Here is a 20402-nt window from a genome sequence, read left to right as displayed (position 1 = left end):
TTCGCGCCTGCAGCCCGGCAGATCGCCTCGACGGCGGAGTCGGCTAGCGCTTCTCGACGAGTTCGATCGTCGCCTCGATCACGGCGATATCGGATGCCCCCGGCACCAGGATGAATTCGTCGAGCCCGGCCTCGTGCGCTCCGTCGAGGGTGCGGTTCAATGCGTCGGCGTCGAAATTGGTCAACGTTTTCGGAACATTCTCGGCGATCTGCGATCCGAAGATGGCCAGGTAGTCGCTGGTGAACTGTTTGAGTTCGGACGCAGCGTCGGGGATACCCAGCGTGTAGAAGCAGCCACTTGATAACAGCGGCGGTTCGGCGTGTCCGGCTTCCTGCCATGCCGCGCGCGCCGCCCCTGCCGAGTAGGCAAGCTCGGCCGGCGAGCCGGAGACACTGAACCCGGTGATGCCGTCGGCCCATTGTGCCGCGCGGGCCAATGATTTCGGGCCGATCGCGGCGGCAACGATGGGCGGACCACCAGGTTGAACAGGTGCGGGTCCACCGGGTCGGCACCCTCGAACGGGGGCTCGCCCCGCCACAGCCGCCGCAGCTCGGCCACCTGGTCATCGAGGCGCTGGTGGCGTCGGTCGAAGGATGCGTCCAGCGAGCGGTAATCGTGTTCGCGGCCGCCTACCCCTACCCCCAAGGTGAACCTGCCCGCGGACAATACATCCAGCGTCGCCGCCTGTTTGGCGACCAGCGGCACCGGATGTGCCGGCAGCACAGACACATTCGCGAGTATCCGGATTCGCTCGGTGACCGCCGCCGCGGCCGCGAGTGTCACCCACATGTCTTGGTTGTGATACGAGATTCGTTCACCCGAGGAAATCGTGGAGAACGGCCCCTCGTCGGCGAGGCGCGCCCAGGTGATCGTCGACTCACGGGTGTACTCCCGGCACATAAAGGGCAGGGCAATGCCGATATCCATACCGGCAGCCTAGGAGCACTCGCTACGGTTACGTCGTGAGCCTGTTACGTGACCTCGCCCTGCGTGTCAGCACCGCCGCGACACCGCATATCCCGATCCCCGTTCGAAGGGCGGCAGCGGGCCGCCAGGTGATCATCGACGGCAACATTCTCGACCCGTCGACCCAGCTGCTGCTGCGCGGCATGGCGCTGCTGGGAGAGGGGGAGATCACCAAGGGTGAGGACGTCGAAGACAGTCGCGCCAACATCCGTAAGCAGTCGGCCTTACTTTCCTTCAGTACCCCCGTCGGGCAGGTGCGCAACTTCTCCATTCCGGGCCCGGCCGGGCCTATCCCGGTCCGGCATTACCGGCCGGTTGTCGAGGACACGGGTGCGGTGCTGGTGTTCTTCCACGGCGGCGGCTGGGTGATCGGCGACCTGGAGACACACGACCAGGCGTGCCGGCAGACCTGCCGCGACGCGGGCGTCTCGGTGCTGTCAGTGGACTATCGGCTGGCGCCCGAACATCCGGCACCCGCGGCGGCCCAGGACTGCCTGGCGGCCTATCTGTGGGCTGTCGAACATGCCAATGAGCTCGGTGCCACCCCGGACAGGGTTGCGGTGGGCGGCGACAGCGCCGGCGGCAACCTGGCCGCCGTCGTTTCGCAACAGGCACGCGACACTGGGGCGCAACTGCCGCTGCTGCAATTCCTGATCTATCCAGCCGTCGACTTCACCGTGCGCAGGCCATCACGCGATCTCTTCGCCGAGGGCTTCTTCCTCACCAAGGCGGCCATGGACATGTTCGAAGGTCACTATCTGGACGGGTCCGACGTCGAGAAGACCGACCCCCAAGTGTCACCGATTCTGGCCGCGGACCTTTCCGGACTGCCCCCGGCGCTGATCACGACGGCGGGCTTCGACCCATTGCGCGATGAGGGCAACGAGTACGCGGCGAAGCTTCGGGCCGCCGGAGTGCCCGTGGACCTGCGGGTACAGGGTTCGCTGATACACGGTTTCTACAACATGGCCCGGCTGCGCGGCGCGCCTGCGGCTGCGGTGGACGAGCTGACGTCGGCCTTGCGCGCACACCTGTCTCGCTAATTCTGCCCGGTAGGCTGTTCGCGTGGCCAAACCGAAGCAACCTCCTAGCTACGACCTCAAGAAGGCGGAGCAGCGCCGAAGCCAGCTGATTCAAATCGCACTCACGGCGATCGTCGTGCTGTTCGCCGCGGGGCTGGTCGGTTTCATCGTCGTCAAGAACAAGAAGGACCCGGGTCCGCCCGCTCCGCCCGCGGGTGAGGTGAAGGCAGTCGAGGTGGTCACCCCCGGCCCCGCCAAGCTCGTCACCAAAGAGGGAACCACCGAGCCCAAGGTGGTCCTGACCCTGATCGAGGATCCGATCTGCCCCGCCTGCGCCATGTTCGAGCAGGAGTTCGGGCCTACCGTCAAGAAGCTCATCGACACCGGTGCGGTGCGCGCGGACTACGACATGGTCGGGATCCTGGACGTGCCCCGGCTCAAGCGCGACTACTCGTCGCGGGCGTCGGCGGCGGCCTACTGCGTGGCCGACCAGTCCCCGGAGCTGTTCCTCAAGTACCACTCAGCGCTCTACGACCCGAACAATCAGCCCGATGAGGTCAACGCCAAGACCTGGCACGACGACAAGTGGCTGACCGACCTCGCCAAGAGCGTGGGTGCGTCGGACTCGGTCTCCAAGTGCATCAAGGACAAGAAGTACATCAACATGGTCAAGGAGCTGGGCCCGAAGCTCAACATCCAGGCCACCCCCACCATTCGGATCAACGGCAAGGACTGGGAAATCGGGAAGGGCACGACCCCCGCTGACCTGATCAAGGCCGTCACGGACATCACCGGACCCGTTCCGGGCCTGCCGTGACCCTTCGTCCCGCGACCGCCTGGTACGTCCTCGTCGCCGGGGTGGCCGGACTAGCCGCCGCACTGGCGCTGACCGTTGAGAAGATCGAGATCCTCATCGATCCGACGTACGTCCCGTCCTGCAGCCTGAATCCGATCATTTCCTGTGGTTCGGTGATGACGACCGAACAGGCCTCGGCCTTCGGCTTCCCCAACTCGCTCATCGGCATCGTGGCGTTCACGGTGGTGCTGGTGACGGGAGTCCTGTCGGTCGCCAAAGTGGAGCTGCCGCGCTGGTACTGGGGCGGTCTGGCCATCGGCTCGTTACTCGGGGCGGTCTTCGTCCACTGGTTGATATTCCAGAGCCTGTACCGGATCGGCGCGTTGTGCCCGTACTGCATGGTGGTCTGGTCGGTGACGATTCCGCTGTTTGTCGTGAGTACTTCGATTGCCTTGCAGCCCTTGGGATCTCAGCGCTGGGCCAGAATTCTGCATCAGTGGCGATGGTCGCTGGTGGCGTTCTGGTTCGCCGCGGTGATCCTGGCGATCCTCGAGCGATTCTGGGATTACTGGATCACACTCGTCTGAACCGATTTGTGAAGTTCAGCGGACGCGCGTTCGCTGAATCCTCACGGTACGGTCTGTAACTATGTTCTCGAAGGTTCTTGTCGCCAACCGCGGTGAGATTGCGATCCGGGCATTTCGTGCCGCCTACGAACTAGGTGCCGAAACCGTCGCTGTCTACCCATATGAAGACCGCAACTCGGGTCATCGGCTGAAGGCCGATGAGGCCTATCAGATCGGTGAGAAGGGCCATCCGGTCCGCGCCTATCTGTCGGTTTCCGAAGTGGTCAAGGCCGCCAAGAATGCCGGTGCCGACGCGATCTACCCCGGTTACGGTTTCCTCTCCGAGAATCCCGATCTGGCCGCGGCGTGCGCCAAGGCGGGTATCACCTTCGTCGGACCGCCTGCGGACGTGCTGGAGCTGACGGGTAACAAGGCCCGGGCGATCGCGGCCGCGCGGGAGGCCGGTCTGCCGGTGCTGTCCTCTTCAGAGCCCTCGGCCTCGGTCGACGAGCTGCTGACGGCCTCCGAGTCGATGGAATTCCCGGTGTTCGTCAAAGCGGTCGCCGGTGGCGGCGGCCGAGGCATGCGCCGGGTCGCCGAACGCGAGCAGCTGCGTGAGGCGATCGAGGCGGCCAGCCGGGAGGCAGAGTCGGCCTTCGGAGACCCGACGGTGTTCCTGGAGCAGGCCGTCATCAATCCCCGGCATATCGAGGTGCAGATCCTCGCGGACACCGCGGGCAATGTCATCCACCTCTACGAGCGCGACTGTAGTGTGCAGCGGCGTCACCAGAAGGTCATCGAGCTGGCACCCGCGCCCAACCTGCCCGCAGAGCTGCGCGAGAAGATCTGTTCGGACGCTGTCGCTTTCGCGCGACACATTGGGTACAGCTGCGCAGGCACCGTCGAGTTCCTGCTCGATGAGCGTGGTCGTCACGTCTTCATCGAGATGAATCCCCGGATTCAGGTGGAGCACACGGTGACCGAGGAGATCACCGATGTGGACCTGGTGGCGAGCCAGCTGCGCATCGCCTCCGGCGAGACCCTCGACGATCTTGGTCTGCACCAGGAGACATTGCCGGCACCACGGGGATTCGCCCTGCAGTGCCGCATCACCACCGAGGACCCGGCCAACGGTTTCCGTCCCGACACCGGCCGCATCACGGCCTACCGCAGCCCGGGAGGTGCGGGTATCCGCCTCGACGGTGGCACAACGCTTGGCGCCGAGGTAGGCGCGCACTTCGATTCGATGCTGGTGAAGCTGACCTGCCGTGGGCGGGACTTTCAGACTGCGGTGGCACGTGCGCGCCGCGCCGTCGCGGAATTCCGCATCCGCGGTGTCGCCACGAATATCCCGTTCCTGCAGGCAGTTCTCGATGATCCGGACTTCCGGGCGGGGCATGTCACCACCTCGTTCATCGAGGAGCGCCCGCAGCTGCTGACGGCCCGATCCTCGGCCGACCGCGGCACGAAGATCCTGAATTACTTGGCCGATATCACCGTCAACAAGCCTCATGGGGCCAAGCCCTCGAAGGTGTATCCGCATGACAAGTTGCCGGCGATCGATCTGTCGGTGCCGCCACCGGACGGGTCGCGCCAGCGGCTGTTGGCTCTGGGGCCCGAGGGGTTCGCGAAGGCGCTGCGGGAGCAGAAGGCGGTTGGTCTGACTGACACCACCTTCCGTGACGCGCATCAGTCGCTGTTGGCCACCCGGGTGCGCACCACCGGTCTGCTGGCGGTCGCGCCGTACGTGGCGCGGCTTACCCCCGAGCTACTTTCGATTGAGGCCTGGGGTGGCGCGACTTACGATGTGGCGCTTCGCTTCTTAAAGGAGGATCCGTGGGAGCGGCTTGCCGAACTGCGTGAGGCCGTCCCCAACATCTGCCTGCAGATGTTGTTGCGCGGCCGGAACACCGTGGGGTACACGCCGTATCCGGAGACCGTGACCAAGGCCTTCATTCGTGAAGCGACCGCCACCGGCGTCGACATCTACCGAATCTTCGATGCACTCAACAACATCGAGGCCATGCGCCCGGCGATCGACGCCGTGCGCGAGGTCGGCGGCTCGATCGCCGAGGTGGCCATGTGTTACACCGGCGACCTGTCCAACCCCGGTGAAAACCTCTACACGCTGGACTACTACCTCAAGCTCGCCGAGCAGATCGTCGACGCGGGCGCGCATGTGCTCGCGATCAAGGACATGGCGGGCCTGCTGCGTCCGCCCGCGGCCGCCACCCTGGTGACGGCGCTGCGATCGCGGTTCGACCTGCCGGTGCATGTGCACACGCATGACACCGCGGGTGGGCAGCTGGCCACCTATCTGGCGGCATGGCAGGCGGGCGCCGATGCGGTGGACGGCGCTGCGGCACCCATGGCCGGAACCACCAGCCAGCCGTCGTTGTCGGCGATCGTGGCTGCGGCCGCGCATAGCGAGTACGACACCGGAGTTTCCCTGACCGCGGTGTGTGATCTAGAACCGTATTGGGAGGCGTTGCGAAAGGTCTACGCCCCCTTCGAATCAGGGCTCCCGTCGCCGACCGGCCGGGTGTACACGCACGAGATTCCCGGTGGGCAGCTCTCGAACCTGCGCCAGCAGGCCATCGCCCTGGGGCTGGGCGACCAGTTCGAGGAGATCGAGGCACGATACGCCGCCGCCGACCGGATGCTCGGGCGTCTGGTCAAGGTGACCCCGTCCTCGAAGGTGGTCGGTGACCTGGCGCTGGCGTTGGTAGGCACCGGCGTGAGTGCTGATGAATTCGCTTCGGATCCTGGTCGTTTCGATATTCCCGAGTCGGTCATCGGGTTCCTGCGCGGCGAACTCGGCGATCCGCCGGGTGGCTGGCCCGAGCCGTTCCGGACACGTGCGCTCGAAGGTCGCGGTCCGGCTCGCGCGGAGGTTGAGCTCACGGCCGATGACGAGGCTGCGCTCGATGGTGACAGCGCGACCCGGCGGGCGGCGTTGAATCGCCTGCTGTTCCCCGGTCCGACCAAGGAGTTCCTGGCCCACCGCGAGCAGTACGGCGACACGTCGCGGCTTTCGGCGAACCAGTTCTTCTACGGCTTGCGGTACGGCGAGGAGCACCGCGTCAAGCTTGAGAAGGGCGTCGAGCTGCTGATAGGCATCGAGGCGATTTCAGATGCCGACGAGCGCGGTATGCGCACCGTCATGTGCATCCTCAACGGTCAGCTACGTCCCGTGCAGGTGCGCGACCGGAGCATCGACAGCGCGGTGGCCAGTGCGGAGAAGGCCGATCGGTCCAATGCCGACCATGTGCCTGCGCCCTTCGCGGGTGTGGTGACTCTCAATGTGGTGTCGGGCCAGGAGGTCGCGGCGGGCGAGACCATCGGCACCATCGAGGCGATGAAGATGGAAGCCTCTATTACCGCGCCCAAGGCGGGAACCGTTGCGCGGGTGGCGTTGACCGAGACCTCTCAGGTCGAGGGTGGGGATCTGCTGGTGGTGATCAGCTGACCCGGATCATCGCCGGTGCGGCGGGCGGACGCCGGATCGCGGTGCCGCCGAAGGGAACCCGACCGACGACGGATCGGGTACGGGAGGCGCTGTTCAGCATGCTGGAGGCGCGCCTGGACTTCGACGGAATCGCGGTCCTTGATCTGTTCGCGGGCTCCGGTGCGCTGGGCCTGGAGGCGCTGTCGCGCGGTGCCGAACATGTGACGTTCGTGGAGTCGAACGCCGCCGCGTCGAAGGTGATCTCGGCCAATATCGCGGCGGTGAACCTGCCCGGTACCGAGCTGCGGCAGGCTGCGGTATCGACGTTCCTGTCGACATCACCTGGCCGCGCCTACGATCTGGTTCTCGCCGATCCGCCGTATTCGGTTTCTGCCGAGGAGGTTTCGGCTCTGTTGTCACGCCTGACGGATCACTGGGTGAGCGACGATGCCCTCGTGGTGCTCGAGCGCGACGCCTCGGGGCCCGAAGCGGTGTGGCCGGACGGCTGGGAGGTGTCCTCACGCAAGTATGGAGGGACACGGCTCGAGCTGGGATCTCTGTAACTGTCCAGGTAATCCACAGCGCATGTTTACCTATCGAGCGCACACTTCTGGCCATGACCCCGCTGCAGCGATACATCGCCGAGGAGATCGCCACGGACCATGTCGAGGGACTGCTGACGCGGCGGGAGGCCATCCGACGGCTGGCGCTCCTGGGTGTCGGTGCCACCGCTGCCAGTGCGCTAATCGCGGCCTGCGGCAGCGAGAACAAACCCGACAACACTTCCGCCGCCACTGCGACGCCGGTCGCCACGTCGCCGCCGCCCGGTGCGGACAAGGTGGTCGCCACTGAGCCGATCACCTGGAGCGGACCCAACGGCACGCTGCAGGGGGCGTGGGCACCGGCGGCGCGGTCGCGTGGCTCGGTACTGGTGATTCACGAGAACAAGGGCCTCAACGACTGGGTTGGTTCGGTCGCGGGACGTCTTGCGGGCGTGGGCTATTCGTCCCTGGCGATCGACCTGCTGTCGGAGGAGGGCGGCACCTCGACGTTCAAGGACCCGGCCGAGGCAACGGCGGCGCTGGGCAAGGTTCCCTCGGAGCGCTTCATCGCGGACCTCAAGTCCGGTGTGGACGAGATTCTGCGCCGGGTTCCCGACAAACCTGCCGGTGTGGCCGGATTCTGCTTCGGCGGCGGCCTGGTGTGGCAACTTCTGGCAGCGGGGGAGCCACGGCTGGCCGCGGCCGCCCCGTTCTACGGACCGCTTCCGGACAACCCGGACTTTTCGCGGTCCAAAGCGGCGGTCCTCGCGTTTTACGGTGAACTCGACAAGCGGGTCACCTCGTCGAAGGATGAGGCCGCGGCGGCGTTGCAGCGGGCAGGGCTGGTTCACGACATCGTCGTCGAGCCCGGTGCGGACCATGCCTTCTTCAACGACAGCGGCCCCCGCTACAACCCTGGCGCAGCGGCAGATGCCTGGCAGCGTCTGACCACCTGGTTCGGTCAGCACATTGGCTGATGGGCGCTTAGTCTTGCTCACCATGTGGTGTAGAGCGGTAGTGGTGGCGGTGGCATCCGGTGCGATATCGATCGCCGCCGCCGGTGTCGCGCTGGCCGACGACGGAGACGCGCCGGCACCGCCTGCGCCAGAGCCTTCCGCGTCGTCGCCTGTCGCGAACCTGCTGCCCGGAGGTGCGAAGGCTCCGGTCGGCCCATCAGTTGCTAACGACGCCTTGTCCGCTGGCCTCCCGGCTCCGGTCGCGGGCCTGGGAGCGCCGGGCGGTCCGTTGTCGGCCGAAGGCCCGCTGTTGTCTCCCAGCGGTCCGTTGTCGGCCAACGGTCCGCTGACAGCGTCGGGCGGTCCGCTGGCTACCGATGGTCCTGTGCTGTCACCGACCAGTCCGGTGTCACCGCTCAACGAGATTTGCGGATCTGGCAGCCTGCTGAAGTCGGTGACCGACAGATTCGCCGGAGTCATTCCGGACAGCACATTGGCGTCGATGCAGAACCAGCACCCCGTCGGCACTGGCAAGTGCCCCGCGACTCCGCCCGCGGACGATCAGGCCCCGGTCGTTGATCAACCCGGAAATTAGCCGCTCAGGTATTGCCAATCAAGCCGCTTAACAATTACCCGTACGTTCCTTGATTCGGTCTGCTCCGAAACCATCCGTACTTCCCTTGATTTTGGGTGGTACCGGGAGCATCATCACTTCTTAATGTGAGGTGAGTCACAGTCAAGACGGTGGGTATTGCCTAACGCGAGGAGTTTGACGTGGTGGTGCGGGGTATCAAGGCATTCAAGAAAATCATGCAAACGACATTCGACCCGGAGCGGGTAATCCCGGAAGACATCAGGGTGACGGAATTTACCGGGGATAATAGTCTGCGACGGAAAGATCTTTGTCAGCATCCGATTCCTGCCGATTCCCTGATATGGAAGTATTGGGGGCGTCTTGACGTAATGTATTTCGGTAGCGGGGTATTGGGCCCTATTGCGGGTGCATGGCCGCAGATGGCCAGGGGGACCGCGGGTTCCGTTCTTTTCACTGGTGACAGTTCTTTCCGTGCGCGCGCCACGATATACAAGAAACGGCGTCAGCAATCCCGCGAGTACATTTACGGGTCGGTGTATGACGCTCCGGAAGATGCGAAGAAATACGGGCTGAAGACCCGTAACATGCACAAGTCCGTGAAAGGCACACTGCAGGACGGCACGTTTCATGCTTTGAATGCGGAAACCTTCTATTTCGCGCATGTCACCTTCTTTTATCACCACATGCTCCTGGTAATCGAGCGGTTGCATTTCGGCGGGGTCATGCCGCGCGCGATAAAGGAGCAGATATTCGAGGAATCCAAGGAGTGGTACAGCATTTGGGGGGTCGACGATAGTTCTCAGCCGGACACGTACGAAGATTTCGAACGGTATCTGGGAAACATCGAGCGCAACTATTTGGTGAACTCGCAGGTAACTCAGGCCATGCTGGAGCAATTCATGGAGCGCCGGGTGGCGCCGCGGTGGTGGCCGGCGGTCATGAAGAAGCTTGTGTGGCCCTGGCTGGTGGGTCGGCGGCAAGTCGTTGTCGGTAGCTATCCGCCCCATGTTCGGGAGCTGTTCAATGTGGAGTGGACCCGCGAGGACGAGGAGATGCTGCGCCGCTTTACAGCCATGTTCGGGCGGCTCTACGCAGTTCTCGAGCGTGTCCTTCCGCTGAAGTTCTTCTACTTGCCGATTGCCGTGCGGGGCTTCGAGCGGGAAGGGATCGATCCGCGCAACATCACCCTGGAGTCCGCGCGGCAAGCGCTCCGGGAGAATCGCGTCCGCCGCGCTGCGCCAGAAAATGCGCCAGCAGATGAGGCGAAGGGGATGGTGGCCTCCAGCTGAAGCCCGGCCACTCAGCTAATCTGCGAGGGTGGGGCCAAAAGGGTGGACATCGCTGAGCGCAATCGTCGCCGTCCTCGTGCTCGGGCTGTCGTATCTGTTCGGTCAGGCCTACTGGAGTACGCGCGCGATTGTGGGAAATCCCGAACCCGCGCATGATCTGCCCGCCTACGCCGAGCTTCTGGTGCCGGTGCATGCCGAACACGCGGGTCAGCTGCCTCGTCCCGAGAACGCTGCCAAGTGGAGCGTGGACGGTATCAAGCTGCCCGAAGGGCATCTGATCATCAGCCCGGCGGGCCGTTCGCTGGCGTGGGTGAGCAATGCCGCGGTGGTTGACATCCAATCGCTCTGGTTGCGTTTGGCGGGCCGCTTCGATCGAACGGGGCTGTGGCCCTTGGCCTCCCGTGGGCTCAGTGGAGATTTGCGTCGGCCATGGTCGGACGCCGAAGACCTTCGGCACCTTGCCGAGCCCGCCGATGTTGACGCCGTTGACGCGAAATCCTTTCTTGTGAAAGAGGTTTCGTCTGCCAATGCTGCGGCCGTCGACGTGCCGGTTGTGCCCATCACGCTCGAGCAGCGTACTCAGCCGCCCCAGCGTGCACTCCCGTTGACCGCGGATCACCTGGAGCAGGGCTCGCTGCTGATTCTGGTGCCCACGGCACGTCCGGCCGACGCGCTCAATGCCCTGGGATGGACACACGGCGTGAACTACGACCTCTCCGAGGCTGCGCTGGCGGCGGTTCTCCGGTCCTGGGAAGACCGGTTTGGTGCGGTGCTCACAAGCGTGGATTTCGACGCCATCGACGTGGAAGTCACGCGGCCGCCGGGCGCTGATCTTTCGGTAGCGGTCGGCTACGAGCACTACGGGTTCTGTCCCGACAACATCGATCAGGGCGCGGGTACCTTGAGCGCCTATGCCCGCCAGATCAGTGGTGCGCGAACCTGGAAGTTTTGGTGGGACTAGCGCAATGGCCGCACTAGTCTGAATCGGATCTTCGGCCGGGTAAGACGGGAGGCGCACATGCGTTACGGCGGCGTAGTAATGGTGAGTGGTGCGTTGTCGGCCGTCGTGTGGCTTGCCGGCTGTTCGTCGGGCGGAGGCTTGCGACACGACTCGCCGGTAAGCAATCCGGCGTCGAGCGCGGCAAGTGGTGGCCAGGCGGCCGGTCCACGTGTAGTTGTCGACGGTGTCGTGAGATCGGTTGAGAATCGGGTCGAGTGCGTTACCGCGGCCGATATGACCTTCGTGAACATCGGTAGCGAGAATGATGCGATCGCCGCCACGCTGGCAGCGGGCGATAACCCGACCCTGAAGAGTTTGACCCTGGGAATCATCGATGGCCACCCGGTTATGTACAACTCGGGGCATGGTGCGACTGAGCCGACGGTGACCAAGTCCGCGCAGTCCTACAAGATTTCCGGCACCGCCACCGCCGGTTTGAGTACACCCGCGACCTTCGAACTTGAGTTCACCTGCCCAGCCAGGAGATAACAGAATCATGGTGAGTCTGTAACGCACGGCACGAATCGCCCCGCCACCGTTGCCGAGGAAATACCCTTAGGTCCATGACTACAAGTGTCGGGCAGGACCTCGTCAAGCACCTCTGGAAGACAGCGGTGGTATCAGGAGTTTTGGCGGTAATCGTTGGCGCCGTGGTGCTGATATGGCCTCAAATCACCGTGCTGGTCGCCGCATACGCTTTCGGCGCGTACCTATTGATATCCGGTATTGCTCAGGTCGTTTTCGCCTTCACGCTGCCGGTGTCGTCGGCCGGGATGAGGGTTCTGTTGTTCCTCACCGGCGTGATCTCGTTCGTCCTCGGTGTGTTGTGCTTCAAGGACGAGCTGAATTCGATTCTGCTGCTGGCCATCTGGATTGGCGTCGGCTGGATCGCCCAGGGCATTGCGGGCACCATCACGGCCGTCGGTGACAAGGAACTTCCCGGACGGGGCTGGCAGATCTTCAGCGGAATCATCTCGACAATCGCGGGCATCGTGCTCATCGTCTACCCGATCAGCTCGATCTTGACCCTCACGCTGGTCGTCGGTATCTGGCTCATCGTGATCGGCGTACTGCAAATCGGTAGCGGTATCGGCATTCGCTCGGCCACTAAATCGTCCGCATGACGGGAGCTGTCTGCCCCGGCTCGTTCGATCCGGTAACCCTCGGGCATCTGGATGTTTTCGAACGAGCCGCGGCGCAGTTCGATGAGGTCGTCGTCGCGGTGTTGATCAACCCCAACAAAGCGGGCATGTTCACCATCGACGAGCGCATCGAGATGATCCGCGAGGCCACAGCCGATCTGCCCAATCTGCGCGTCGAATCGGGGCAGGGGCTGCTGGTCGACTTCGTGAGAGCGCGGGGTCTGGGTGCGATCGTCAAGGGGCTACGTACCGGCACCGACTTCGAATACGAACTCCAGATGGCTCAGATGAACAAACACATCGCCGGTGTGGACACCTTCTTCGTCGCTACCGCCCCGGCGTATTCGTTCGTGTCGTCCTCGCTTGCCAAGGAGGTGGCGACGTACGGGGGAGATGTCTCGGCGTTGCTGCCTCCTTCTGTTCATCAACGACTTCTCGGGAAACTGCGTGGCCAGGCACAATAGAAAACAGGCCGCGCAGAAATAGCCGACACACCGGTCAGCTAGCACGGTCACAGCAGTCACACCAGGCACACTGGTAACAGTGGAAACTCGCGTGAAGGGTGTAGCCGTGTACCGAGTATTTGAAGCGCTCGACGAGCTGGGCGCCATTGTTGAAGAAGCGCGCGGCGTTCCGATGACCGCCGGATGCGTCGTGCCCCGCGGCGATGTCCTTGAGCTGATCGACGACATCAAGGACGCCATTCCCGGCGAGCTCGATGACGCCCAGGATGTTCTGGATGCCCGCGATGCGTTGCTGCGTGAGGCCAAGGAGCATCACGAGACGGTGATCGGCCAGTCGAACGCCGATGCTGAGCAGACGCTCAGCCATGCCCGCAACGAGGCCGACCGGCTACTGGCCGACGCCAAGTCGCAGGCCGATCGCATGGTTGCCGAGGCGCGTAACCACGCTGAGCAGACCGTCGGTGAGGCGCGTGAAGAAGCGGCCCGCACGCTGGCCAACGCCAAGCGTGAGCAGGAGAGCACCGTTGCCCGGGCCAAGGCGGAGGCAGATCGCCTGGTCGACTCGGGTAACGCTTCCTACGACAAGGCCGTGCAGGAAGGCATCAAGGAGCAGCAGCGCCTGGTGGCCCAGACGGAAGTCGTGCAGGCGGCCAACGCCGAGTCCACCCGGCTGATCGATGCGGCCCACGCCGAAGCCGACCGGTTGCGTGGTGAATGCGACATCTACGTCGACAACAAGCTGGCCGAGTTCGAGGACTACCTCAACGGCACGCTGCGCTCGGTGGGCCGCGGCCGTCATCAGCTGCGCACCGGCGCTGGTACCCACGACTACGTGCAGCGTTAAGATTGGGTTCATGCCGGGACCTTTCGTTCTTGATGTCCTGGCCCTCGGGCTTGGGCGGCGTCCTGGGTCGATGCAGGAGATCGAGCGCACCGTCGCTAGCCCGGTGCGCATCGGCAACGACCTGATCGCGATCCCCGAGGGCGCGGACGTCGATATGGATCTACGTGTCGAAGCGGTTTCGGAGGGCGTTCTCGTCACCGGAACCATCGCCGGAGACCTCGCGGGGGAATGCTCACGCTGTCTGGAGCCGATTACGGGCCATGCGGATGCGTATCTCACCGAGCTCTTCGCGTACCCGGATAGTGAGACCGAGGCGACCACCGAGGAAGACGAGATACACCGGGTTGTGGACGGCCTTGTCGACCTTGAACAGACCATCGTCGATGCCATCGTGCCCGACCTGGAATTGGCACCGCTGTGCCGGCCAGATTGCCCGGGCCTCTGCCCCGACTGCGGCATCGTTATGGCGACCGCCGAAGCCGGTCACCACCACGACAAGATCGATCCGCGTTGGGCCAAACTCGCCAATTTCGGTGACGACCAGTGAGCCCTGCCCCAGAGAATCGGTACGACGATCTGCGCGCGGCGATTGGGGTAAGGGTCGGCGACGATCTACTGACGCTGGCGCTCACGCACCGCAGCTATGCGTACGAGAACGGTGGCCTGCCCACGAACGAGCGGTTGGAGTTTCTCGGCGATGCCGTGCTTGGCCTGACGATCACCGAGACGCTGTACCACGGTCATCCCGACCGCTCGGAGGGTGATTTAGCGAAACTGCGTGCCAGCATCGTCAATACCCAGGCCCTCGCTGGAGTGGCACGCGGCCTGACCGGCAACGGTTTGGGCGCGCACCTGTTTCTCGGCAAGGGCGAGGAGAACACGGGCGGCCGCAACAAGTCCAGCATTCTTGCCGACGGCATGGAGTCGATTCTGGGTGCGGTCTACGTGGAGCATGGGCTCGAGGTCGCGCGCGCGGTCGTGCTGCGTTTGTTCGGCCAGCTCCTGGAGACCGCGCCCAAGCTCGGTGCCGGTCTGGACTGGAAGACCAGCCTGCAGGAACTGACTGCCGAAAAGGGTTGGGGTGCACCGTCGTATGTGGTTACCTCGACCGGGCCCGATCATGACAAGGAATTCACCGCCACCGTGATGGTCAACGACGCCGCGCATGGCGTGGGAGTCGGCCGGTCCAAGAAGGAAGCCGAACAGCGGGCGGCCTCGGAGGCTTGGAACGGCATCAACGGGTCAAGTGCCTGAGCTTCCCGAGGTGGAGGTGGTCCGCCGTGGGCTGCACCATCACCTCGTCGGAAAGACCATCGGATTCGCGTCTGTGCACCATGACCGGGCCGTGCGCAGGCAGCCCGGAGGCGCCGTCGAGCTGGCGGGACTGCTTGCCGGACAACAGATCAGCGGTACCGGTCGCCGGGGCAAGTATCTTTGGTTGACGCTGGGCGAGGGACAGGCGCTGGTGGTCCATCTCGGGATGAGCGGCCAGATGCTCATCGGACCCATTTCCCGGCCGCAGCATTTGCGTATTGCCGTGACACTCGATGACGGATCGGTATTGAGCTTCGTCGATCAGCGCACCTTTGGCGGCTGGATGGTGACCGATGTGGTCACCGTCGATGGCAGCGACCTCCCGGAGCCGGTCGCCCATATCGCGCGAGATCCGCTCGATGAACGATTCGACGCGTCGGCCGTGGTTACCCGGCTGCGCGGTAAGCACACCGAGATCAAACGGGCGCTGCTCGATCAGACCGTGGTGTCCGGTGTCGGCAACATCTATGCCGACGAGGCTCTCTGGCAGGCGAAGGTGCACGGACGTCGGCTCACCGACGGCATGAGCCGTGCCAAGCTCACCGAGGTGCTAGACAGTGCGGCCGGTGTCATGCGTCTGGCGCTCGCACAGGGCGGTACCTCGTTCGACGATCTCTATGTGAATGTGAACGGCGAATCCGGCTACTTCGAGCGCTCTTTGGAGGCGTACGGACGCGAGGGTGAGCCATGCCGGCGCTGCGGACGCGCCATGCGCCGGGAGGCTTTCATGAACCGGTCGTCGTACTTCTGCCCGGGCTGTCAACGGCTGGTTGAACCCCGTTAATAGCGCGTCAAGAGGCCCGATGCGCCCGTCAGGGACGCGTAAAGAACGCAGGTAGTGCCCTCGGCCGGGATCATGATTCCTGCGTGGTTGATTTCTGGTACCTGGTCCTGATCGTCGTGGGCTTCGCCTTGTGCGTCGCCGTCGTGCGCGGATTGCAGGCGCGATGACCATCGACGTCATCACCAACATTGTGCTGATTATCTTGTCGGCCGCGCTCGTTGTGTATCTGGTGGTCGCACTGCTCGACCCGGAAAGGTTCTAACGGTGAATTCCGCTCTGGCGGCCGGTCTTCAGATCGGCTTCGTCATTCTGGTGCTCGCTATCGCGTACGTCCCCTTGGGGGACTACATGGCGCGCGTTTTCACAGGCCCGCATTCTCTGCGCGCAAGCGGCCCATCAACCGTCAAGCATTCGCTCGTCGAGCGCGTGATCTACCGCGCGGGCCGGGTGGATCCGGAGACCGAGCAGACATGGGTGGGATACACCCTGTCGCTGCTGGGATTTTCGTTCGCGAGTGTGCTCTTCCTCTATCTGCTGCAACGTATCCAGGGTGTGTTACCGCTTTCTGGCGACCTGGGCGCGGTGAGCCCCGCGGTGGCCTTCAACACCGCGGTTTCCTTCGTGACGAACACCAACTGGCAGTCGTACACACCCGAGACAACCATGACCAACCTGACCCAGATGGTTGGACTGGCCGTGCAGAACTTTGTCTCCGCGGCTGTCGGGCTGGCAGTCGCGGTGGCACTGATTCGCGGCATCGTGCGAACCACGACCGGGGGAGAACTCGGCAATTTCTGGGTTGACCTGGTGCGGGGAAGTTTAAGGATTCTCCTACCCCTGTCATTTGTGGTCGCACTGATCCTGTTGTCCCAGAGCACCATTCAGTCGCTGTATACGCATTTCGATGCGACAGCGCTCGACGGCACGGCGCAACACATCGCGCTGGCCCCGGTCGCCTCGCAGGAGGCCGTCAAGGAAGTCGGAACCAACGGCGGTGGCATTCTGGCCGCGAACTCGGCGCACCCCTTCGAGAACCCGACGCCGCTGACCAACATCGTCGAGATTCTCGCCATCCTCATCGTCCCGGTGTGCCTGACCCGCAGCTACTCAACGATGGTGGGAGACAAGCGCCAGGGCCTGACCGTCCTGTCCGTAATGGCCACCCTTTTCGGCGGCATGCTGGCATTTGTCACCTGGGCGGAGTCGACTCCGCGCGGCATCGCCGCGCAGGCGGCCGGTGCCATGATGGAAGGCAAGGAGGTCAGATTCGGCATTCCCGCGACCAGCTTGTTCGCGGTGGCGACCACCGGAACCTCCACGGGCGCTGTAGATGCCGCCCATGACAGCTTCACCGCCGCCGGCGGCGGAGCATTGATCTTGAACATGCTGTTCGGCGAGATCGCGCCGGGTGGTGTCGGCACCGGCCTCTACGGGATTCTGGTGCTGGCCATCATCGCGGTGTTCGTCGGCGGCCTATTGGTGGGCCGCACACCGGAATTCCTGGGCAAGAAGATCGGACGACGCGAGATCACCATGGCCGCGCTGTCCGTGCTCGTCATGCCGGCCCTGGTACTTATCGGCACCGGCATCTCGGTGGCTCTGTCGACCACTCCCGGATATCAAGGCAACAGCGGAGATCCGGGCAGTGCGCAGTCCATCCACGGGTTCTCTGAAGTGTTGTACGCCTACGCCTCGGCCGCCAACAACAACGGCAGCGCCTTTGGTGGGCTCACGGTGACCAGCCACTGGTTCCAGGCATCCCTTGGCGTGGCGATGCTGCTGGGCCGCTTCCTGCCCATCATCTTCACGCTGGCGCTGGCCGGATCGCTTGCCACTCAGCAGAAGACACCGGTGTCGGCCGGAACTCTGCACACCCACGGCCCCATGTTCGCCGGATTGCATACCGGCACCGTTCTCTTGGTGGCCGCACTCACCTTCTTCCCAGCCCTGGCGCTGGGACCGATCGCCGAGGCTGTCCTATAGTGTCCAAGACCAGTAAGAGCACAGTCAGTACCGGAGTCTTCGACCCCACCCAGTTGGTCAAGGCGCTTCCGCTTGCCGTGCGCAAGCTGGATCCGCGGCATATGGCCCGCAACCCGGTGATGTTCGTGGTGACCGTCGGGTCGGTGGCCACCACCGTGCTCGCCGCACTGCATCCGTCGATCTTCGCGTGGGCCATCACCGCCTGGTTGTGGTTCACGGTGGTATTCGCGAATCTGGCCGAAGCTGTCGCCGAGGGGCGCGGAAAGGCGCAGGCGGCGAGCCTGCGAGAGGTCAAGCGTGACACGGTCGCCCGCAAGCTGGTGGGGGACGGCCATGGGAACGAGATGGAGGAGGAGGTCGCAGGGAGTGCGTTGCGGCCAGGTGATCGCGTCGTGGTCGAGGCCGGCCAGGTAATTCCCGGTGACGGCGACGTAGTGGAGGGCATCGCGACGGTCGACGAGTCGGCCATCACCGGTGAATCAGCGCCCGTGGTCAGAGAATCCGGGGGTGACCGGTGCGCCGTCACCGGCGGCACCACCGTGCTGTCGGACCGGATCGTCGTAGAGATCACGGCGGCACCCGGTGAGTCCTTCGTCGATCGGATGATCGCGCTCGTGGAGGGCGCTGCGCGTCAGAAGACGCCTAACGAGATCGCGCTCAACATCCTGTTGGCCTCCCTCACCATCATCTTCCTGCTGGCCGTCGTCGCGCTGGGCCCGATGGGCAATTACGGGGGTGAGCAACAGGATCCGATCAAGCTCATCGCATTGCTCGTCTGTTTGATTCCCACCACCATCGGCGCTCTGATGTCGGCGATCGGTATCGCGGGCATGGATCGTTTGGTGCAGCACAACGTGCTGGCCAAGTCGGGGCGAGCGGTGGAGGCAGCCGGTGACATCGACGTCCTGCTGATGGACAAGACCGGCACTATCACCTTCGGTAACCGGCAGGCCACCGAATTCATTGTGGCGCCCGGTATCACGCACGAAGCCCTGGCCCAGGCCGCGCGGGCCTCGAGCCTTGCCGACGAGACCCCCGAGGGTCGCAGCATTGTGGAACTGGCCGCCGGCGGGAGCGAACCCACGGGGAAAGTAAGCGATGAGGGCTCGCATGAGGGCGAGTTTGTGGCCTTCACCGCGGCCACCCGGATGAGCGGTTTGGATACCACCGACGGCAAGCAGATCCGCAAGGGCGCCGCCGATGCGGTGTTTACCTGGGTGGCAAGCCTGTCCGGTGTTCAGGAGGATGACCCTGCGGTGGTCGTGGTCCGCAAGGTCGCAGATCAGGTGGCCAGCGAGGGCGGCACCCCGTTGGTGGTGGCCGATCATGACGGCACCGAGACTCGGCTGCTGGGCGTGATTCGGCTCTCCGATGTCGTCAAACCCGGCATGGCCGAACGCTTCGCCCAGATGCGAGCCATGGGAATACGCACCGTCATGGTGACCGGTGATAACCCATTGACCGCCAAGCAGATCGCCGCCGAGGCCGGTGTGGACGACTACGTCGCGGAGGCCACCCCGGAGGACAAGCTGGAGTTGCTGCGCCGGGAGCAGAAGGCCGGTCGGCTCGTCGCGATGACCGGTGACGGCACCAACGACGCCCCGGCCCTGGCGCAGGCGGACGTGGGTGTGGCCATGAACACCGGGACTTCGGCCGCCAAGGAAGCCGGGAACATGGTGGACCTGGACTCCGATCCCACCAAGCTCATCGACGTGGTGGCCATCGGCAAGCAGCTGCTGATCACCCGGGGCGCGCTGACCACTTTCTCGCTGGCCAATGACCTCGCGAAGTACTTTGCGATCTTGCCCGCGTTGTTCAGCGGCATCTACCCGCAGCTGGGTGAGCTCAACATCATGCGACTGGCCACTCCGCAGTCGGCGATCCTCTCTGCCGTCATCTTCAACGCTCTGGTGATCATCGCGCTGGTGCCGTTGGCGCTCAAGGGTGTTCGTTACCGGCCGGTGGGCGCGGGGGAGTTGTTGCGGCGAAATCTGTTGATCTACGGGCTTGGCGGCGTGATCGTTCCGTTCGTGGGGATCTGGCTGATCGATCTGGTTGTGCGTTTCATACCGGGAATTGGGTGAGTTGGTAATGACGAAGATCTCCATCGCGTGGCTGCGGCAGTGTGTGGCAGGCCTGGTCGTGCTGCTGTCGCTCACCGTGGTACTCGGTATCGCGTACCCGGCCGCGGTGTGGCTATTCGGCCGCATCGATTCCAGATCCGCGGAGGGCTCACCCCTTACGGACCGCAACGGCTGTGTCGTCGGGTCCGCACTCATCGGGGTGGACCCACAAGCCTCCGGCTCGGATCCCTACTTCCACACCCGGGCCAGTGGCGATCCCGCCGCCGGAGTGCCCTCCAACCAGGGACCGAACAGTGAGAAGCTGAAGACGGATATCGATACTCGCCGCGCCACCATCGCCCGGCGCGAGAGCGTTGATCCCGCACGGATTCCCGCCGACGCGGTGACCGGTTCCGGTTCGAGTCTGGACCCCGATATCAGCCCGGAGTATGCGGCGCTGCAGATACCGCGGGTGGCGGCGGCCACCGGCGTGGGCACGGCGCGGCTCGCGGAGTTGGTACAAGCACACACGTCTTCCCGGCAATGGGGCATTCTGGGAGAGCCGCGCGTCAACGTCCCCACACTGAACGTGGCACTGGGCCTGACCGGCCCACCCTGCCGATGAAGG

The 20402-nt window shown here is 64.3% G+C and carries 20 protein-coding genes and 1 pseudogene; 20 read left to right on the top strand and 1 reads right to left on the bottom strand.

What is annotated here, in order from left to right; translation table 11 throughout:
- Positions 1–43: 43 nt before the first annotated feature.
- A pseudogene (locus tag AOT83_RS24170) lies at positions 44–927 on the bottom strand (LLM class flavin-dependent oxidoreductase).
- A 35-nt stretch (positions 928–962) separates the two neighbouring features.
- On the opposite strand from AOT83_RS24170, the gene AOT83_RS24165 reads away from it, so the two are divergent.
- From AOT83_RS24165 to AOT83_RS24075, 20 genes are all read left to right on the top strand, one after another.
- Positions 963–2009, top strand: coding sequence for an alpha/beta hydrolase (locus tag AOT83_RS24165; protein ID WP_057963687.1), 1047 nt, complete (start codon positions 963–965; stop codon positions 2007–2009).
- A 22-nt stretch (positions 2010–2031) separates the two neighbouring features.
- Positions 2032–2805, top strand: coding sequence for a thioredoxin domain-containing protein (locus tag AOT83_RS24160; RefSeq protein WP_030094077.1), 774 nt, complete (start codon positions 2032–2034; stop codon positions 2803–2805).
- Positions 2802–3371: a vitamin K epoxide reductase family protein gene (locus AOT83_RS24155; RefSeq protein WP_057963686.1), complete on the top strand. Its 570-nt coding sequence runs from the start codon at positions 2802–2804 to the stop codon at positions 3369–3371. The genes AOT83_RS24160 and AOT83_RS24155 overlap by 4 nt, the downstream gene beginning before the upstream one ends.
- A 61-nt stretch (positions 3372–3432) precedes the next feature.
- Positions 3433–6819, top strand: coding sequence for a pyruvate carboxylase (locus tag AOT83_RS24150; RefSeq protein WP_030094075.1), 3387 nt, complete (start codon positions 3433–3435; stop codon positions 6817–6819).
- Positions 6816–7361, top strand: coding sequence for a 16S rRNA (guanine(966)-N(2))-methyltransferase RsmD (gene rsmD / locus AOT83_RS24145; RefSeq protein ID WP_057963732.1), 546 nt, complete (start codon positions 6816–6818; stop codon positions 7359–7361). Before AOT83_RS24150 ends, rsmD begins: the two co-directional genes overlap by 4 nt.
- A gap of 53 nt (positions 7362–7414) precedes the next feature.
- Complete coding sequence (locus AOT83_RS24140; RefSeq protein WP_057963685.1) at positions 7415–8317, top strand: dienelactone hydrolase family protein; 903 nt, start codon at positions 7415–7417, stop codon at positions 8315–8317.
- Between the two features lie 40 nt (positions 8318–8357).
- Positions 8358–8891, top strand: a complete 534-nt coding sequence (locus AOT83_RS24135; protein WP_030094072.1) for a hypothetical protein — start codon at positions 8358–8360, stop codon at positions 8889–8891.
- 215 nt (positions 8892–9106) lie between these two features.
- On the top strand, positions 9107–10180 hold the full coding sequence (locus AOT83_RS24130; RefSeq protein WP_109394453.1) for an oxygenase MpaB family protein: 1074 nt from the start codon (positions 9107–9109) through the stop codon (positions 10178–10180).
- Between the two features lie 61 nt (positions 10181–10241).
- The gene (locus tag AOT83_RS24125) at positions 10242–11141 is read left to right on the top strand and encodes a DUF4253 domain-containing protein (RefSeq protein ID WP_057963731.1); all 900 of its coding nucleotides are present in this window, start codon (positions 10242–10244) and stop codon (positions 11139–11141) included.
- A 228-nt stretch (positions 11142–11369) separates the two neighbouring features.
- Positions 11370–11669: a lipoprotein LpqH gene (locus tag AOT83_RS28285; protein WP_232783307.1), complete on the top strand. Its 300-nt coding sequence runs from the start codon at positions 11370–11372 to the stop codon at positions 11667–11669.
- 74 nt (positions 11670–11743) lie between these two features.
- A complete protein-coding gene (locus tag AOT83_RS24115; RefSeq protein WP_030094068.1) occupies positions 11744–12304 on the top strand; it encodes an HdeD family acid-resistance protein in 561 nt (186 codons plus the stop codon).
- A complete protein-coding gene (gene coaD, locus AOT83_RS24110; RefSeq protein WP_030094067.1) occupies positions 12301–12786 on the top strand; it encodes a pantetheine-phosphate adenylyltransferase in 486 nt (161 codons plus the stop codon). The genes AOT83_RS24115 and coaD overlap by 4 nt, the downstream gene beginning before the upstream one ends.
- Positions 12787–12892: 106 nt before the next feature.
- Complete coding sequence (gene sepIVA, locus AOT83_RS24105) at positions 12893–13630, top strand: cell division protein SepIVA (RefSeq protein WP_030094066.1); 738 nt, start codon at positions 12893–12895, stop codon at positions 13628–13630.
- 10 nt (positions 13631–13640) lie between these two features.
- Positions 13641–14177 carry a YceD family protein gene (locus AOT83_RS24100; protein ID WP_109365254.1) on the top strand — a complete coding sequence of 179 codons (537 nt, stop codon included), beginning with the start codon at positions 13641–13643 and terminating at the stop codon, positions 14175–14177.
- Complete coding sequence (gene rnc, locus AOT83_RS24095; protein ID WP_057963682.1) at positions 14174–14884, top strand: ribonuclease III; 711 nt, start codon at positions 14174–14176, stop codon at positions 14882–14884. The genes AOT83_RS24100 and rnc overlap by 4 nt, the downstream gene beginning before the upstream one ends.
- Complete coding sequence (mutM, locus tag AOT83_RS24090) at positions 14877–15728, top strand: bifunctional DNA-formamidopyrimidine glycosylase/DNA-(apurinic or apyrimidinic site) lyase (protein ID WP_057963681.1); 852 nt, start codon at positions 14877–14879, stop codon at positions 15726–15728. Before rnc ends, mutM begins: the two co-directional genes overlap by 8 nt.
- A gap of 163 nt (positions 15729–15891) precedes the next feature.
- On the top strand, positions 15892–15990 hold the full coding sequence (kdpF, locus tag AOT83_RS27130) for a K(+)-transporting ATPase subunit F (RefSeq protein WP_078286308.1): 99 nt from the start codon (positions 15892–15894) through the stop codon (positions 15988–15990).
- 2 nt (positions 15991–15992) lie between these two features.
- Positions 15993–17711 (top strand): potassium-transporting ATPase subunit KdpA, encoded by a 1719-nt coding sequence (gene kdpA, locus AOT83_RS24085; RefSeq protein ID WP_057963680.1) that lies wholly within the window; start codon positions 15993–15995, stop codon positions 17709–17711.
- Entirely contained in the window at positions 17711–19795 is a 2085-nt protein-coding gene (gene kdpB / locus AOT83_RS24080) for a potassium-transporting ATPase subunit KdpB (RefSeq protein ID WP_078313603.1), read from the top strand. Before kdpA ends, kdpB begins: the two co-directional genes overlap by 1 nt.
- Before the next feature lie 7 nt (positions 19796–19802).
- Positions 19803–20399 carry a potassium-transporting ATPase subunit C gene (locus tag AOT83_RS24075; protein WP_030094060.1) on the top strand — a complete coding sequence of 199 codons (597 nt, stop codon included), beginning with the start codon at positions 19803–19805 and terminating at the stop codon, positions 20397–20399.
- The last annotated feature ends 3 nt before the right edge of the window (positions 20400–20402 follow it).

Origin of the sequence: Mycobacteroides sp. H001, assembly GCF_001440005.1 — a bacterium.
GTDB classification, from domain to species: domain Bacteria; phylum Actinomycetota; class Actinomycetes; order Mycobacteriales; family Mycobacteriaceae; genus Mycobacterium; species Mycobacterium gwanakae.
This window is presented reverse-complemented; position numbering and strand designations above follow the sequence as displayed.